This is a genomic window from Levilactobacillus tangyuanensis (genome assembly GCF_003946545.1).
Classification (GTDB): Bacteria; Bacillota; Bacilli; order Lactobacillales; family Lactobacillaceae; genus Levilactobacillus; species Levilactobacillus tangyuanensis.
The window spans coordinates 1-14,366 of sequence record NZ_RHOA01000021.1 but is presented as its reverse complement, the minus strand read 5'-3'; the positions used below and the strand labels follow the sequence as shown (position 1 = coordinate 14,366).

Genomic DNA, 14,366 nt, shown 5'->3' with positions numbered 1-14,366 from the left:
ACAGGATATCTGTTCTTGATGTTTTTTATTGTCCAAAAAATTTTGAGACAGTGGCTAACTTGATTCTAAAATGCGCGCTTTTTTACTAATCCCTTTCATTTCGCCAAAAAAAGTCAAATTTTCCTTCCCGGTGAGATCCGTGTATAACGCGTCCGTTTGAGCCATGTAGCCAATTCGCCCCAATAACAAGCGGTTAGGCATCTTGGTCTCGAAGACCTTGGCGGAGCCACCACTGGCCACTTCCATTCCCAAGGTGACTTTGATCACCGTGGACTTGCCGGCACCGGAAGGCCCGATCAAGCCAACAATTTCACCCTGATTAACCGTCAAATTGATATCTTTCAGGACCGTCTGATTACCAAATTTCTTGGCTAAATGTGCTAAATCAATAATTGCTTGTGCCATAATACTGCCTCCCAGAAATTCAAGTTTAGATTGGTGAGTGATTACTTACTTACCAGATAAAGTGAGTATATACTCACCTCGTTTTTTTGTCAACAACCGTCCACCAATTTTTTATAAAAGACGGTAAAAAAGCCCACCGACTTGCGCCGGTGGACCCATGATTTACTTCATTAAGTTTAAGGTGACTAATTTATAACTGTCATTTTCCTTGACCTTTTTGGTCTTAGACTTACCGTTAATCGACTTGTAAACCTCGACCTTGGCCTTTACCGTGACCTGTTGAACCTTCGTCACGACCAACTTCGTTTGTGGATTCAGAAGATATTCGTCTTCGCCTTCATATGTAGAAATTGGATCGACGTAGGCCCCGTGATAACCAGCCGGGAAGTTAATCCGCAGCATCACTTGCGAGGTGAACCCCGTGGCCACACCACGACTCGTGGTGGTTGAAGCGAATCCCGGATCACTGTAAACGGCCCCTGGTGCCAGCTTCTTCCCCTTCAGCGACAACTTGGCCACCTGATTCGAGGTTCCCCGATAGACCGTCATGCCGTGTTGCAGTTTGAAGGTCTTCAGGCTAGCGGTTAAGTCCTTAACCCGTTGGCGCGTGACCTTGCTGGCCTTGCGCTTGGGATAGCGTAACGCGTTGTTTAGCTTATCCGACCCGTCGCCAGTGTAGATGCCAATCACCTTGCGTTGCCGTTTGCTCAACGTCCCCGCCCAGGCCTTGGATTGCTTAACCATTTTGCGGTACTGAGCCTTGGTCAAATGGGTAACCTTATTGCTATAGACATAGGGTTGCAGGTTATCGACCACCAACAGATGATCGTTACCCGGCATTAAGACCAGCGTCCCCGTAGTCGTCTTCTTAACCACCGTCAAAGCGGTATTTTTCGGAATGGTCACTTTCGTTTGTGCATCTTGATACTCGGTGGCATCGGTGTCCGCCTGCGTCACGACTTCTTGGGTCCCCGCCGTCGTATTGGAATTTGTAACCGATGTGACCACATAAACCTTACTTTTAGCCTTCTTGGCAGCTGCGGGCGTGATCCCCATCTGGCTCCCCAGAGCCAACCCAGCAGCAACGGCCATCGCAATTCTTACCCCTACCTTCATCGAATCTCCTCCTCCGAAACAGCCTGACCGAACTCGTCCGGTCAGGCTGTTCTCTCATCGATTAGTATAGCATAATCATATTGCCACTGAACCATTTATCCCTAAAATGTCATGGGTGTTTCAACTAAATTAGTAGTAACGTTCACCGGACAAGTGCCGGTTACCCAGTTGCTTGGCAATGGCCTTGCTACGGTAATAGTGAGCGTCGGTCCAAACGCCGGCCCCACCAGCCTGACTCAACACTTGGTGATGCTTACCATTCACCGATTTTGTCATGACTTTGTAGAAATCACCGGCACCCATAATCTGGTTCCAACCGCGGACGTTTAGCCAAGTCACGTGATGTGTGGTCGTGTTAACGGCGGTGCTCCAAGACGGATGTTGCTTCAGCTTCGTTGTAGTCAGCTTGTGGGCATGTAAATGTGCTACATACTTCGTTGCGGCCCCGCCGAAGTAACTCAAGCCACTGACCCGCTTGGCGCCAAACGTCACGGTCTCATAGTGCCCCTGACTGTAATGATACCAAGTGTGCCGATAGACCTTGGGAAATGCCGTCATGGTTGACTTACTCGCGGCCGATGCCGTTATCGGGGCCGTCGTCAGCGCCCCACCCAACCCTAATCCTAAAGCCAAGAAACCCATGATACTTACCAATCGTTTAAACATCCTAACAACCTCCCCGTTGCTAAATGATGACCCCAGTATACCCTTCTTCTCGCACCCCGATGCAGCAAAGATCACCTGGTTGTCAAAAAAACATTCGACCCGTACACGCCTGATTGTGAAAATTCGTTCAATCATCAAACTCGCAAAAAAAATTGCAATCCAGCCTCGATGAAACTAAGATCACCCGTAATCAATCACCACCACATTGCTGACGGTCATCAGTCACTGAGTCCTGACTCACATTTCATGCTAAAAACTTTAAGAGCGTCACCGCCTGGCATGCTATACTGGAAAACATCGAAGGGCGGCGACAAGATGGATTATCTACTCCTATTACGCGGTATCAATGTTGGTGGACGACACCGGGTGCCAATGGCAACCTTACGGGACCAATTGACCCAGGCTGGCTTCACCAATGTCCGGTCATACATTAATAGTGGTAACTTATTTGTGACGAGTACCGATACGCAAGCCGATTGCGAGACGACCATCGCCCAAGTTCTGCAGGCTCATTACGACTTTACCCTGGCCTTTCGCTTACTGGCCCGTCCCGACTTCCTGGCAGATCTCTCCCTGGCGCCGGACTGGTGGGGAGCGGATGCCACCTTGCGGCACAACGCCCTCTTCAAGCTCAACGATTACGATCCAGCCAACGATGACTGGTTAATGGCCCACCGCACCACCGACTACGATCAGGTGGTCATCACGCCAACCATCATCTTCTGGACCTCGACTCTGAAGATCAATTTCAGTCGCTCCTTCTACTCGAAGATTCTGGGTTCCCCGCTATATCAACAGACGAGCGCGCGAAATTTTAACACCACAACCAAACTTAAAACAATCTTGGAGGCACCTCATGATTAAACCAATTACTCACGATCAAACCTTTCTCAGTCAACCTTCTCAGCCGGCCACGGCCATGGACGCCGCGACGGTCACCGACCTCCTCGACACCCTGCGGGCCAACCGCGAAATCTGTGTCGGCATGGCCGCCAACATGATTGGTAGCCATCGACGAATCATCGTCGTGGCAATGGGCGTGTTGCCTGTGGCCATGATTAACCCGGTCATCACCGACAAGGCCGATGCCTACCACACCCAGGAGGGTTGCCTATCGCTGACCGGTGAACGGCCAACCACGCGTTACCGTTCCATCACGGTCACCTTTGAAAATGCCCAGTTCCAGTCGCAGACACAGACCTTTACGGGTTTCGTGGCCCAAATCATCCAGCATGAAATCGATCACTGTGATGGCATCCTAATTTAAATCAGAAGCAGAACGCCTCCCCGTGAATTGACCACGGGGAGGCGTTTTATTTATCAACACTAAGTTATGGCGCCACCCCTGCCGGCCACCAGGGCCAAAATTCGAAGCTATCGATGCCATCGATAATGCGTTGCACCGACTTAACCGGAGGTCGTCAGGCATGCAGTCGGCTGTGACGATGGTGTTAGTTGGCGAACGCCAACTTACAGCATGGGACGTGTTGCGAGACCCGCGGGACTGGCGGGGCTCGCAACCGAACCGAAAGCCCGTCCTATGGCTGAAGGTGGTCCCCACAGCGGACGAAATGCCTGGCGACCGGAGGTGGCCAACCAACGCCAACCAAGTCAGTCACCATTGCTCAGATGATACCAGCACCAAGCGATCAGGGCGGCATTGAAGCTCATCAGCAACGACCACAGCCACAAATAATCCCCCACTAACGCCGCCAAATTAGCCCACCATAGCATCAGAATCATCATCACCATCAGGCCAATATTAATGGTCAGGCCGATCAGTTGTGATTTCCGGTGATGCGCAAAGGCTGTCACGACGGTAATACCGACCAAAACGGCCGCAATCAAGACATCTGCTGGTTGCCAGTGCAGGTCCCAACCAAAGCTCGTTGTGGCCGGAACAATCGACAAAATTAATAAGAAAAACAGCGCGCCAACCCCATTCATTAAAGGGACTAACCGATATAGTTTTTGCATGGCTGCCACTTCCTTTATTCTAAGTGGCTCAAATATAATCCTGGTTGCCAAATAGTCCAGCAATAAACTAATTAGACCGCTCGTTATGCCTGTCAATTAACCTCACGCCATCAAAAAAGCCCCCTGGTTAGGGAGCCCTGGTGTCCTATTAGCGACAACATTGATTAATCCAGTTGAACAGTCCCGGCAAATCATAGTCGCCCTGATGCGTGGTGGCCCACTGATAGGCAAAGTCGACCTCATACTTCTGGTTAGCCAGCCGGGTTGCCAACAATTTCGGAATGACGAAGGCCGTGTCAACATCGGCCGCCCCGTGGCGAATCCGCCAATGCGATGCCACCTGACTCTGCGGTGTCTCGAGGTACGTCATCGGGTTAATGGCCGCCACCAAATCGGGATCGGCCCGTTCGGCTGGCACCGTGGTATGGGCCTGGCCAAACGCCGTGAAGTGTCGTGCGGCCGTTAACCGATTACCAAACAATTGGTTCTCTGGTCGGCTTAAATCAAGCCCATCGAAGGCCGGTAACCCCTTCTGACGGCCAAGACCGGCCGTATAACGATACCAGTCAATTGCCATGACGTGACCCGCCTGTTCCGTGACCCCGGCATAATTTCCCATAGCGCGACCGGCGTTCCAAGCCGCTTCCGCGGAACGCCGCAAGTCATTCACAATCGACTCGCGTAAGCTCCCAGACCCATTCGGATTCAAAGTCAATTCATGGTCATTTTCATCTCGTAGATTCAGACCATTCACGTAGCCGACAAAGGCCTGTTGCCGTTCGGATGACCAGCGTTGTTCTTCGCCAGATAAGTGGCTGGACCGATTCGTAATCTGCGGCTGATCGTCCACCAATTTAAATGACCGTTCCGTCCAGTCGCTGATCCCGTGGAATTGCCATTCATAGGCATCATCGGCGTGTTCGAGGTTCATCACCGGACAGTAGGCCGAGACCGCAAAAACGGCGTCGGTTCCGGGAGCCGCGCCAAGTTCTTGTAACGGTGTCTCGAAGAAATCCGCATCGCCACTGGCCCCCAACAACGCTGCGGCCGCACCGCCGGCACTAGTCCCATTCACCACAATGCGGTCGGGATTGCCCGGCAACCAACCCGCATTGTACGTCACATAACGAATCGCGGCCTTCAGGTCCACGATAAACGCGGGGGCCTTGCCAATGAACTCGTGATTATCATTCCGTGAGGTCCAACCGCGAGCCCCGGCGGAAACCACGACGTAGCCCTGCTTAAGCGCGGCTAGGATCGTCTCGCCATGACCGTAACGTGCCGCATTTCCCGGAAAATCGCTGGGCCCCGGCCGATACCCCCCAATGGTGTTGGGCATGAAGATCGGGGCCGACACCCGCGTATAGCCATTCACCTGGCCGCCATTGAAATAAGCCTCCGGAACAAAAACATTCAACCGTTGAATCGGGTCAACTGGCCGACTCACATAATCAATCTGCGTAAACGACCGGTAGGTTACCGTCTCGCCTGCCACGGACGCTGTTGCCTTGTCATAAGTTGATTCATCGAAACGTAACGGTGCCTGCATCGCGATCCCTCCATTTCAAAGATTCTTTAACTCTACTCTAGTGGAATTGATGACCCGCCGCAATTTTTTCATCATATATAATGGCGAAACATTGCCTCCGCCACCGAAATTCGGTATACTTACTAGCACTCCGGGTAATGACCCGAAGGTTAAAGGAGATGATCAACGATGCTGACATCGTTATTTGTACGGAAAAGTGCTGTCCGTTAACGACACTTTTCTAATCACCTTTCAGAGAAGTGTCAGGTTTTAAATCTGAAAGGAAATTTATCCATGAATCCAACAATCACCGCCTACCAATACAGTTACATCACTCAGCAGGTTAACCAGTTAGTTAGTTCTTACTTAGCCGTCAACGACAAGCACATGCGGCAAGTCATTCGTGACACCACGATTGAAAACATTCGCCAATTGCTACCCGAGGACGAACCGCTGGCCAAGGACTTCTTGACCGGCCTCATCCCCGACCGCCTATCTCGTAAAACGGCCGCGGAACTACTGCCCATGCTGGAACCACTGGTGTTCCCATTCCCAACGCTATCAACCAAACAACTGGGAAAGCTGTTTCGTAAGGTGAAGAAGCTCAAGCAACCCGAATGGTCTGGCTTGAACTTACACACCCTCACTTATTTAGGGTGGAATGATGGTGGGAGTCAGAAGAAATATCTGGTGGCGCCCTTTCACGACCGCTTAATTGGTCTGCAGGGCGACCTGGCGCCGGAAACGGTCAAGGGTGTCTGTGCCATCTGCCAAACCATTGGCAACGTGGCCCTGTTCGTCTCAACGACCAAGCGTTCTGGCCTCGGCACGTACACCCGCAATGGGAATTACATCTGCCGCGACAGCGCCCAATGTAACCGTCAACTGACGGACCCACAAGCGCTCACCGACTTCATCGAAGTTGTTCAACCTAAACGTTAACTTTTACTGGTCGCCCAATTTGGGCGGCCTTTTTTGATCCCCACAACGTGAAGAGTGGCTTCCACCACTAGAGAATTGATGACCTGATTTCACCTTCTATTGAGGGTTACTGCGCCAATCTCACCTGGCCGAAACGTGCTCCTGAGAGGCAGTCAGCTCCGCTTAACCCCGGAGTAAACAAAATCCAGGCCCGGGATTTTATTCGCTCCGACGGTAATGCTCACTGCCTAGCGCCTCTTGGACCACTCTTAACTTTGTGAATTAACCAAGTCACTTTCGTTGATGTAAGCGCTAACATCAGGTAGACTTTGGGCTTCACAAGTACATAAATCTGCGATCTTCAGAAAGTGAGCGATAATCATGCAAAACTTGTCCAGGCATATTTCCTTTCCTCGCCTGTTAGTCCTGGGTGCCGCCAGCGTCATTGGCAGCAGTTGGATTTACACCAACGGAATTTTCTTCGATAAATATGGGGCCGGCGGAGAAATCTTCGGCTTCGTTCTCGCCATGTTTATTACGATTCTCGCCTCCCTCTCCTTTGCGGAACTTTCCTCAATCTTTCCCCGGAGTGGTGGCCCCGTTGTCTATAGTTATCTCGCCTTTGGCAAACGGCTCGGTTTCGCCACCGGCTGGGCCATTCTGGGCGCCTACCTCAGCGCCCTCTCCTTTTACGTCACCGCCAGCAGCATGCTCCTGGCCACCATCTTCCCACAAATATCGGCTGGACCCGGTTACACGATTGCCGGAGCCCACGTCTCCTTCTTAGAATTGTTCATTGGGATTCTCTTTACCATCATGATCTTCGTCCTTAATATTCGGGGCACCAAGGTCACCGCCGGCGTTCAGGCCGGTCTCTTCATTGGCCTCGTCGTCCTAGGCGCCGCACTGGTTGTCACCGGATTCACTCAGGGGCGACCATCCAATTTCTGGCCGGCCTTCAAGGTGGGAACGCCCGCCCTACTTAACGTGGTTCGGTTTGTCTTACCGGCCATGACCTTCCTGACCGGTTGGGAGGTCGTCTCCATCCTGGCCGAAGAGGCCGACATGGCACCCGCTAAGATTGGCAAAGCCGTCGTGGGGTCCATCGTCATTGCCGGCAGCTATTACATTATCGTGTTACTGGCAAGCGCCTGGGTCTACCCTTGGGAAAAGACGGCTAAGTTCACGATGGGGTCGATTACCGCCTTCAGTAAGGCTGGGTTCCCCATTCTTGGGATGGCCGCCTTCCTGATCGCTTTTCTCGGAATGCTGACCAGCTTCATCGGCCTCTTCACCGCGGCCCCTCGGTTGATCCTTTCTCTGGCACGAGCGGGCTTACTACCAGATCGATTCGCTAAAATTAATGAAAAACACAGTACCCCAATTAATGCCACCGCTTTGGTTTTAATCTTTGCGATTGGCTTCGGTTGGTTGGGCAAGGGCGCCATGACCTACTTCCTCGATCTGGGGGGCTTCTTTATCGCCGTGGCCTGGGCGCTAACCGCACTATCCCTTTGGCGCGTGCGTCACGAGTATCCGACCCTAGAAGCTGGCTTTCGGCTAAAGCATCTGTGGCCGAGCATCCTTGGGGGGATGTTGGCCGTGGCCATTGCGATCGGCACGCTCTATCCGAAGTCACCAGTCGCCCTCGTTTGGCCCACGGAATACATCATGCTGGCCGTCTGGATTGGCTTAGGCCTGTTATTCTACTTCCTGGGTCGCAAGGAACACCAACCCCGTGAGGAAGCCCTCTATCACCTACTTGGTGACAAGGAATACGCGAAACTCCCTCACAAAAAATCTGATAATCAGTAATTCCTATAAGTTAACGACTAACACGGTTGGCGCAATGGTGGTAGTCGTTTTTTTAGTTATTATTCGACCGAGCACGTTGCCAGAACGCCGACAACTCGGCATCTCGATGCTGAACCTACTCGGCCCAAACCGGTCATAGCAGCCCTCGCATTCTTTAACGCCAGTGGACCAAACTCTGGTTGAAGAATCGCCGCCGTCCCGTATAATAAGAAGACGAAGGCTGACTTTCAAGGAGGCAATCAGTATGAAATCTGGTGGAACTGGCGGTGCCAACACCAATCGTGGTGGCCTCGCCTTTGAAAATAAAACAGATTTGGCTGCCCGGATTGAACGCGATCTGTCCGCTGACTATGAATTGATTGAACACGCAAGCACGAAGGACCTCTCAACGTCTAAGGCCTTCGATGTCTACCGCCGGGCCGACCATCACCTCGTCGGGATCATCACCAAGCAACTCCAATTTTATAATATTTTATCCGAGCACTATCACGTCACCAATCAAAATCACAAGCGCTGGAAACCCGACGAGGTCTTCTTCAACTTTGATGCCAATACCATCTTCATCGTTGAAAAGAAGTGGCAACAAAAGTCTGGGTCGGTTGACGAAAAGATTTTTGGCTTCGTCAATAAGCGACGCCTCTATCAAAACAACTTCAATCAACTGCCGACGGAGCCCAAACCCACCGTTGAATTTGCGGCGTTGTTTAACGCCTCATGGTGGATCTACGGCCTCGACCACGCCATTCCGGCCGGCACCAACCCACCCCGCAAGAACGAAGTCGCCTATCAGGACTACTTCGATAATCTCCGGATTGATGGCATAAAAATTTTCTTCGATAACTATGATTACTGGTGGTTTGGTCTTTAATCACGGTAACCACTAAAGGAGGCGACTAACTTGGCCGCAGATTCAGAATTATTTCCCGTCATCACCCCCATTATCAAATGGGCCGGCGGTAAGAAAAAGCTAGCGCCAACGATCGAACAGGCCGCCAGCCACCAAATTGATTTCTCAACCATCGATACCTACGTCGAACCCTTTGCCGGTGGCGCCTCAATGCTGCTCTACCTGGCCACCAAGTATCGGTTCAAGCATCAGGTTATCCTGGATATCAACCCCGAACTGATCAATCTCTACCGGCAGGTCCGTGATCACCTCAACGACCTCATGACGGGACTCACCGCCATTCAGGCAACCTACAACGCCCTGCCGGATTTGGCCACGCAAAAGGAAAACTTCTACGCGGTTCGCTCCGCCTTTAACCAAGGCATCTTGGCCGGTGAAGCCAGCGTCGACCAGGCGGTCCGCTTCATGTTTCTGAACAAGACCGACTTCAACGGCCTCTACCGCGTCAACGCGAAGGGCACCTTCAACGTTCCCTTCGGTCAGCGAAAGCAGGTCAACCTATTTGAGGCGACGAACCTGACCGACTTCTCTCGGCTCTTACAGAATACGGAGATCCTCTTAGGCGACTATCGCCAGACGGCTCAATACGCCGGACCCAAGACGTTCTTTTACTTTGACCCGCCTTATCGGCCATTGTCCGATTCGGCCAGCTTTACCAGCTATGCCAAGTCTAGCTTCAACGACGATGCCCAAGTTGAGTTGGCCGGCTTTACCCAGCAACTAGCCGCTAAGGAGGCCCACTTCGCCCTAAGTAATTCCGATCCCCACCAAAGCGATCCCGATGATAATTTCTTCGACGATCTGTATGCTGACTTCACGATTCAGCGAATTCAAGCGGCGCGGATGATCTCAGCGAGAGCCAAGGGTCGCGGCAACGTTTCCGAACTACTCGTTATCCATTAAGGAGGTCCCAGGTTGTCACCAATTCCCGGCTACATCGCCCAAGCTCCGGCCGAACATCAGGCCCAATTAACCGCCATGTATCATCTTTTACAAGCTGCCTTACCGGATGCCACGGAAAGAATGAGCTATGGCATGCCAGCCTTTTATCAGGGGAAGCCGGTGGCGTACTTTGGGGCCGCCAAGCATCACCTGGGCTTTTACCCCACCAGCAGTCCCATCGTACAATTCAAGGCGGAGCTGGCCCCCTATCCAACCAGCAAGGGAGCCGTTCAGTTTGCCTACGACCAGCCGCTCCCGGAAAAGTTGATCAACGCCATGGTCCAGTTCCGTTTAAAAGAGATTCAAAATAACCAATAGAAAAAGCCATCGACAACCGTTAAAAAACGGCCATCGATGGCTATTTGATTTCCACTGAAATTAATCTTCACTACCCATAAAGCGACCCACGTAAGCGGCACAAACCGCCCCAACTTCGGGGGCCAAGATGTAGAGCCAAAGGTGCTTCAACGCACTCCCACCGGCGAAGATAGCGGGACCAAATGACCGCGCGGGGTTCAAGGACCCACCCGTGAGATTCAGGGCCACAATGATCAGAAAGGCTAAGGTCACCCCAATGGTCAGGCCGGCAAAGTCCCCATTACCATGGCGATCACTCGTCACGTTCAGGATAACCAACAGGAACAGGAAGGTGACGAGGGCTTCGACCAAGAAGGCCAAGCCCATTGAAATCTTTGGGAAGTCCGTTTGCCCCAGTTGGTTTGTTGCCAGGCCTAGGCCGCCGACAAACAATTTGATACAAGCCGACGCCACGGTGGCCCCAAGAACCTGGGCAATCACGTAGCCCAAGGCGTCCCGACCGTCAATTCGCCGATTAATCAGCATCGCCGTCGTCACGGCCGGGTTAAAGTGACCGCCGGAGATGCCGCCAAACGCATAGGCCGATACCGTAATGGCCAAACCAAACGCTAACCCAATCGTCAGGGTGCTACCGGCCGCAACCGTCACGGCACCCGTCCCCAGGAAGACCAACATAAAGGTCCCCATGAATTCTGCCAAATATTTTTGCATAAAACTGCCTCCAATCTCTCTATAATTTTTATTATAGTCCCAACTACCGGTCGGAGAAATAGAAATGCAAATGATTCTGTTACTCACTAAAAATTTAGTCACCTGGTCCGACCCAAAACCAGCAAAACACTTGACTTATAGGCGTTCACAACCACTTTCATAAAAGGTCGCTTGATTGCCGTCATGGCAACATTTTTCATGAATTCAATCTCATCTTTTGGTGGCTTTGCCACATTTTGAATGTAATGGTTCTGTATGGTTGCTGTATCGATTTCATTAATCCTACTGACAACCTTTGAGAACTGACCTATGATGAGAATGTAATCGGAAATGAAAAGGACACCTCACTTTTGAAAGGCAGGTATTTTCATGAAAACTCGTCAACAAACATGGACTCGCAAGATTGCGGCCATGATTTCTCTTGCTGCTATCACGCTTCCCATGGTGACCACCTCCGCTCAGGCCAGCACCGATGACCTCTCAAATCATCCCGGTGTTTACGGCTACTTCATCGATACATACCAACAGAACGTGGGTCAGAACAAGACCCCCGAGACCAACCCGGTCATTGGGGAAATGTCTGGCTTCGCCAAGTACTGGGCCAACGGTCAGAAGCTGGATCCCGACATGTTAGCCTCTAACATTTCTCAATCAGCCAAGATCACACAACAACGGACGCATGCCGAAGAAGAACGCTCATACCTGACCGACGTCCGGGATCTCCGTTACAACTTGATCTCCGGCCTTGGGCCATACGCCGGCGCCTTCATCAAGAATGCCGATGCCAAGACGCCTTACACGTCAATGCCCGACCAACCACTGCCACTTCATCGGCCTTACATCAAGATGGACTGGGCCTCTACGACTTCCGCTCTGGGGCCCGTCGTTCAACTGGTCAACACGACCTCCCGTTCCAAATTCTCCGGGACCGGGACGATCAAGCACGTGGTCCAATACGAACGGCCATACCGTCAGAGTACCGACGTAAAGCCATTACCTGCCCTTTCAAAGATCATGGCCAACGCCGGTCACGATGACTACGACTTCCCCAGTGGCCATACCACGGCCGCCTTCGAAACCGGTGAAACTTTGGCCTACGTCTTCCCAGAACGGTTCCAAGAATTAGTCACCCGTTCCTCCGAAGTTGGTTACGACCGGATTCTGGCCGGCCGGCACTCACCATTAGCCGTAATGGGTGGCCGGATGGTTGGGACCGCCATGACCGCCGCAACCTTAAACGATGCCAACAACCAGGAAACCATGAAGCAAGCCATCAAGGCTGCCCACTCCGACGCCCTCTTGGGCGCTAAGGACAGTTCCGCTAGCGATGACTTCGCCGACTACAAGACCAACCGGGACGCTTACCGTTTCCGGATGACATACGGCTTCAACCAAAGCGGCGATACCACCCAAGCCATGCGCGTGCCTAAGGGCGCCGAAGTCCTGCTGGCAACGCGTCTGCCTTACCTGACCGATACCCAACGCCGCGATGTCCTCTTCACCACTGGGATGCCTTCTGGTTACCCTGACATGGATGATGCCGAAGGCTGGGGCCGGCTCGACCTCTTCTCAGCAGCCAATGGTTACGGCGCCCTGAACGACAACGTCACCGTCGATATGGACGCATCTAAGGGTAGCTTCAACGCCCAAGACAACTGGCGCAACGATATCGCCGGTCGTGGTCGCCTGACTAAGACCGGGACCGGTAGCCTGACCCTGAGTGGTCACAACAGCTACGCCGGTGGTCTGTTGGTCAAGGGTGGTGCCCTGCAGTTAGCCACGAGCGATGCCGCTGGTAAGGGTAACGTCAAGGTCAACCAGGGTGTGCTACAACTGACGACCCAACGCGTAACCGTCAAGGGTAACTTCCAAAACGCTAAGGGTGGCCAAATCAAGCTTGCCCGGAACGGTCATCTGACCATCAAGAAGACGGCCAAGTTGGCTGGGACGCTGAAGCTGACTGCTGGCAAAGTTAAGTCTGGCAGCAAAGTCTTAACCTTCCGTTCTCGTCATGGGAAGTTCAACCACGTCTCCGGTTTGCCTAAGGGCTGGCACGTGGTTTACACCAAGAACGCCGTTAAACTCGTTAAGTAATTAATTGGCAATGCAACGCTAATTCGGGCTGTGACGCATTCCACTTTAAAATCAAAAACAAGACACAAAACCCAAATTTGGTTTTGTGTCTTGTTTTTTTATCACTAAAGTTTACTTAATACCTTTGTATGCCAGTTGCAAATTTTTCTTGTCCTGAGCATTTGGCTTAGAAGCAAACATGGACATAGCACTTGTATTGTCAGTGTGATTAAACTTTAAACCAAGAGCAGTTCCAACCCCGGTCAAAGCTATTTGTTCTTTCCCATTCTCGTCAAATTCAGACAGTACCTGACGATTCAATACAACTTTTGACGAAAGAACCCCCCCAATTCCTTGCGGGCCACTTAAATGTCCGCTAATTTCTGCTCCATCTTTAATACTTTTCTTCGTCGTCAATCGAATGTTAGCCTTTGATGCCTTTTTAGCACTGCGAAGCTTGACAACATGAAGACTATTCCATGATTTGATAGCGCCATTCCAATTATCCTTCCAATGCTTGGAAGTTGAATCGATATGATAAGTAATCTTCCGAGAACCAAAACTACCATAATATGGCTTGCTTGAAGCACTGGCGGTAACAGAACCAATCCCCAGTAGACTGACGGCCACCCCGAACATGGTCACAATCTTTACCAACGTTTTGTTTTTTAAAAGCATATGTACTATCTCCTCTTCTCGAACTTTGTGGTGGCCGATAACCATAGTCAACGTCACTCACCACGACTCATTCATTTATGTTTACCCGCCATTATCCCTAACTTTCGCAGTTTGGTCGCGCCCATCAGCTCGTTTATTCCTGACATATCGTTAGTAAGCGTTTACTATTTATTAATTTAGACTAAAGATTGCAATCATAAATTAATAAATATATAATTAATTCCTACTAAACCGCGCATTTTAGAATCAAGTTAGCCACTGTCTCAAAATTTTTTGGACAATAAAAAACATCAAGAACAGATATCCTGT

At 51.4% G+C, this 14,366-nt stretch carries 14 protein-coding genes and 1 pseudogene; 8 read left to right on the top strand and 7 right to left on the bottom strand.

The genetic code is table 11. From position 1 onward, the window contains the following. Positions 1 to 84: 84 nt before the first annotated feature. The 3 genes and pseudogenes from EKM96_RS10100 to EKM96_RS10090 all read right to left on the bottom strand — a co-directional run. Positions 85 to 405, bottom strand: a pseudogene (locus tag EKM96_RS10100) (ATP-binding cassette domain-containing protein); the annotation flags it as partial. Positions 406 to 567: 162 nt separating this feature from the next. Further along, the gene (locus EKM96_RS10095) at positions 568 to 1,521 is read right to left on the bottom strand and encodes an ADP-ribosyltransferase (protein ID WP_125643277.1); all 954 of its coding nucleotides are present in this window, start codon (positions 1,519 to 1,521) and stop codon (positions 568 to 570) included. A 129-nt stretch (positions 1,522 to 1,650) separates the two neighbouring features. Next, a complete protein-coding gene (locus tag EKM96_RS10090) occupies positions 1,651 to 2,187 on the bottom strand; it encodes a hypothetical protein (RefSeq protein ID WP_125643274.1) in 537 nt (178 codons plus the stop codon). A gap of 315 nt (positions 2,188 to 2,502) precedes the next feature. Here EKM96_RS10090 and EKM96_RS10085 point away from each other — a divergent pair, with 315 nt between their 5' ends. Both EKM96_RS10085 and EKM96_RS10080 read left to right on the top strand, forming a co-directional pair. Further along, positions 2,503 to 3,051 carry a DUF1697 domain-containing protein gene (locus tag EKM96_RS10085; RefSeq protein WP_164511025.1) on the top strand — a complete coding sequence of 183 codons (549 nt, stop codon included), beginning with the start codon at positions 2,503 to 2,505 and terminating at the stop codon, positions 3,049 to 3,051. Continuing rightward, on the top strand, positions 3,044 to 3,454 hold the full coding sequence (locus tag EKM96_RS10080; protein ID WP_125643268.1) for a peptide deformylase: 411 nt from the start codon (positions 3,044 to 3,046) through the stop codon (positions 3,452 to 3,454). The genes EKM96_RS10085 and EKM96_RS10080 overlap by 8 nt, the downstream gene beginning before the upstream one ends. A gap of 344 nt (positions 3,455 to 3,798) precedes the next feature. Here the strand turns inward: EKM96_RS10080 and EKM96_RS10075 are convergent, their stop codons facing one another. After that, on the bottom strand, positions 3,799 to 4,164 hold the full coding sequence (locus EKM96_RS10075) for a hypothetical protein (protein WP_125643266.1): 366 nt from the start codon (positions 4,162 to 4,164) through the stop codon (positions 3,799 to 3,801). A 148-nt stretch (positions 4,165 to 4,312) separates the two neighbouring features. Further along, entirely contained in the window at positions 4,313 to 5,713 is a 1,401-nt protein-coding gene (locus EKM96_RS10070; RefSeq protein ID WP_125643263.1) for a subtype B tannase, read from the bottom strand. A gap of 273 nt (positions 5,714 to 5,986) precedes the next feature. On the opposite strand from EKM96_RS10070, the gene EKM96_RS10065 reads away from it, so the two are divergent. From EKM96_RS10065 to EKM96_RS10045, 5 genes are all read left to right on the top strand, one after another. Further along, a complete protein-coding gene (locus EKM96_RS10065; protein ID WP_125643260.1) occupies positions 5,987 to 6,634 on the top strand; it encodes a FusB/FusC family EF-G-binding protein in 648 nt (215 codons plus the stop codon). Positions 6,635 to 6,994: 360 nt separating this feature from the next. Then, positions 6,995 to 8,428: an APC family permease gene (locus EKM96_RS10060; protein WP_225417761.1), complete on the top strand. Its 1,434-nt coding sequence runs from the start codon at positions 6,995 to 6,997 to the stop codon at positions 8,426 to 8,428. A 244-nt stretch (positions 8,429 to 8,672) separates the two neighbouring features. Further along, positions 8,673 to 9,296: a hypothetical protein gene (locus tag EKM96_RS10055; RefSeq protein ID WP_125643254.1), complete on the top strand. Its 624-nt coding sequence runs from the start codon at positions 8,673 to 8,675 to the stop codon at positions 9,294 to 9,296. 30 nt (positions 9,297 to 9,326) lie between these two features. Continuing rightward, positions 9,327 to 10,238 (top strand): DNA adenine methylase, encoded by a 912-nt coding sequence (locus EKM96_RS10050; protein WP_125643251.1) that lies wholly within the window; start codon positions 9,327 to 9,329, stop codon positions 10,236 to 10,238. A gap of 12 nt (positions 10,239 to 10,250) precedes the next feature. Beyond that, the gene (locus tag EKM96_RS10045; protein WP_125643248.1) at positions 10,251 to 10,595 is read left to right on the top strand and encodes an iron chaperone; all 345 of its coding nucleotides are present in this window, start codon (positions 10,251 to 10,253) and stop codon (positions 10,593 to 10,595) included. Positions 10,596 to 10,655: 60 nt separating this feature from the next. Here the strand turns inward: EKM96_RS10045 and EKM96_RS10040 are convergent, their stop codons facing one another. Next, positions 10,656 to 11,306 (bottom strand): MIP/aquaporin family protein, encoded by a 651-nt coding sequence (locus tag EKM96_RS10040; protein WP_125643244.1) that lies wholly within the window; start codon positions 11,304 to 11,306, stop codon positions 10,656 to 10,658. Positions 11,307 to 11,675: 369 nt separating this feature from the next. Between EKM96_RS10040 and EKM96_RS10035 the strand changes: the two genes are divergently transcribed. Beyond that, on the top strand, positions 11,676 to 13,400 hold the full coding sequence (locus EKM96_RS10035; RefSeq protein WP_125643241.1) for a phosphatase PAP2 family protein: 1,725 nt from the start codon (positions 11,676 to 11,678) through the stop codon (positions 13,398 to 13,400). Between the two features lie 111 nt (positions 13,401 to 13,511). Here EKM96_RS10035 and EKM96_RS10030 read toward each other — a convergent pair whose 3' ends face one another. Beyond that, entirely contained in the window at positions 13,512 to 14,057 is a 546-nt protein-coding gene (locus EKM96_RS10030; RefSeq protein WP_125643238.1) for a hypothetical protein, read from the bottom strand. Positions 14,058 to 14,366: the final 309 nt, after the last annotated feature.

Coding starts and splice junctions, on each gene's coding strand:
- EKM96_RS10095 (WP_125643277.1), bottom strand. CDS start 1,521: ATGAAGGTAGGGGTAAGAATTGCGATGGCCGTTGCTGCTGGGTTGGCT.
- EKM96_RS10090 (WP_125643274.1), bottom strand. CDS start 2,187: ATGTTTAAACGATTGGTAAGTATCATGGGTTTCTTGGCTTTAGGATTA.
- EKM96_RS10085 (WP_164511025.1), top strand. CDS start 2,503: ATGGATTATCTACTCCTATTACGCGGTATCAATGTTGGTGGACGACAC.
- EKM96_RS10080 (WP_125643268.1), top strand. CDS start 3,044: ATGATTAAACCAATTACTCACGATCAAACCTTTCTCAGTCAACCTTCT.
- EKM96_RS10075 (WP_125643266.1), bottom strand. CDS start 4,164: ATGCAAAAACTATATCGGTTAGTCCCTTTAATGAATGGGGTTGGCGCG.
- EKM96_RS10070 (WP_125643263.1), bottom strand. CDS start 5,713: ATGCAGGCACCGTTACGTTTCGATGAATCAACTTATGACAAGGCAACA.
- EKM96_RS10065 (WP_125643260.1), top strand. CDS start 5,987: ATGAATCCAACAATCACCGCCTACCAATACAGTTACATCACTCAGCAG.
- EKM96_RS10060 (WP_225417761.1), top strand. CDS start 6,995: ATGCAAAACTTGTCCAGGCATATTTCCTTTCCTCGCCTGTTAGTCCTG.
- EKM96_RS10055 (WP_125643254.1), top strand. CDS start 8,673: ATGAAATCTGGTGGAACTGGCGGTGCCAACACCAATCGTGGTGGCCTC.
- EKM96_RS10040 (WP_125643244.1), bottom strand. CDS start 11,306: ATGCAAAAATATTTGGCAGAATTCATGGGGACCTTTATGTTGGTCTTC.
- EKM96_RS10035 (WP_125643241.1), top strand. CDS start 11,676: ATGAAAACTCGTCAACAAACATGGACTCGCAAGATTGCGGCCATGATT.
- EKM96_RS10030 (WP_125643238.1), bottom strand. CDS start 14,057: ATGCTTTTAAAAAACAAAACGTTGGTAAAGATTGTGACCATGTTCGGG.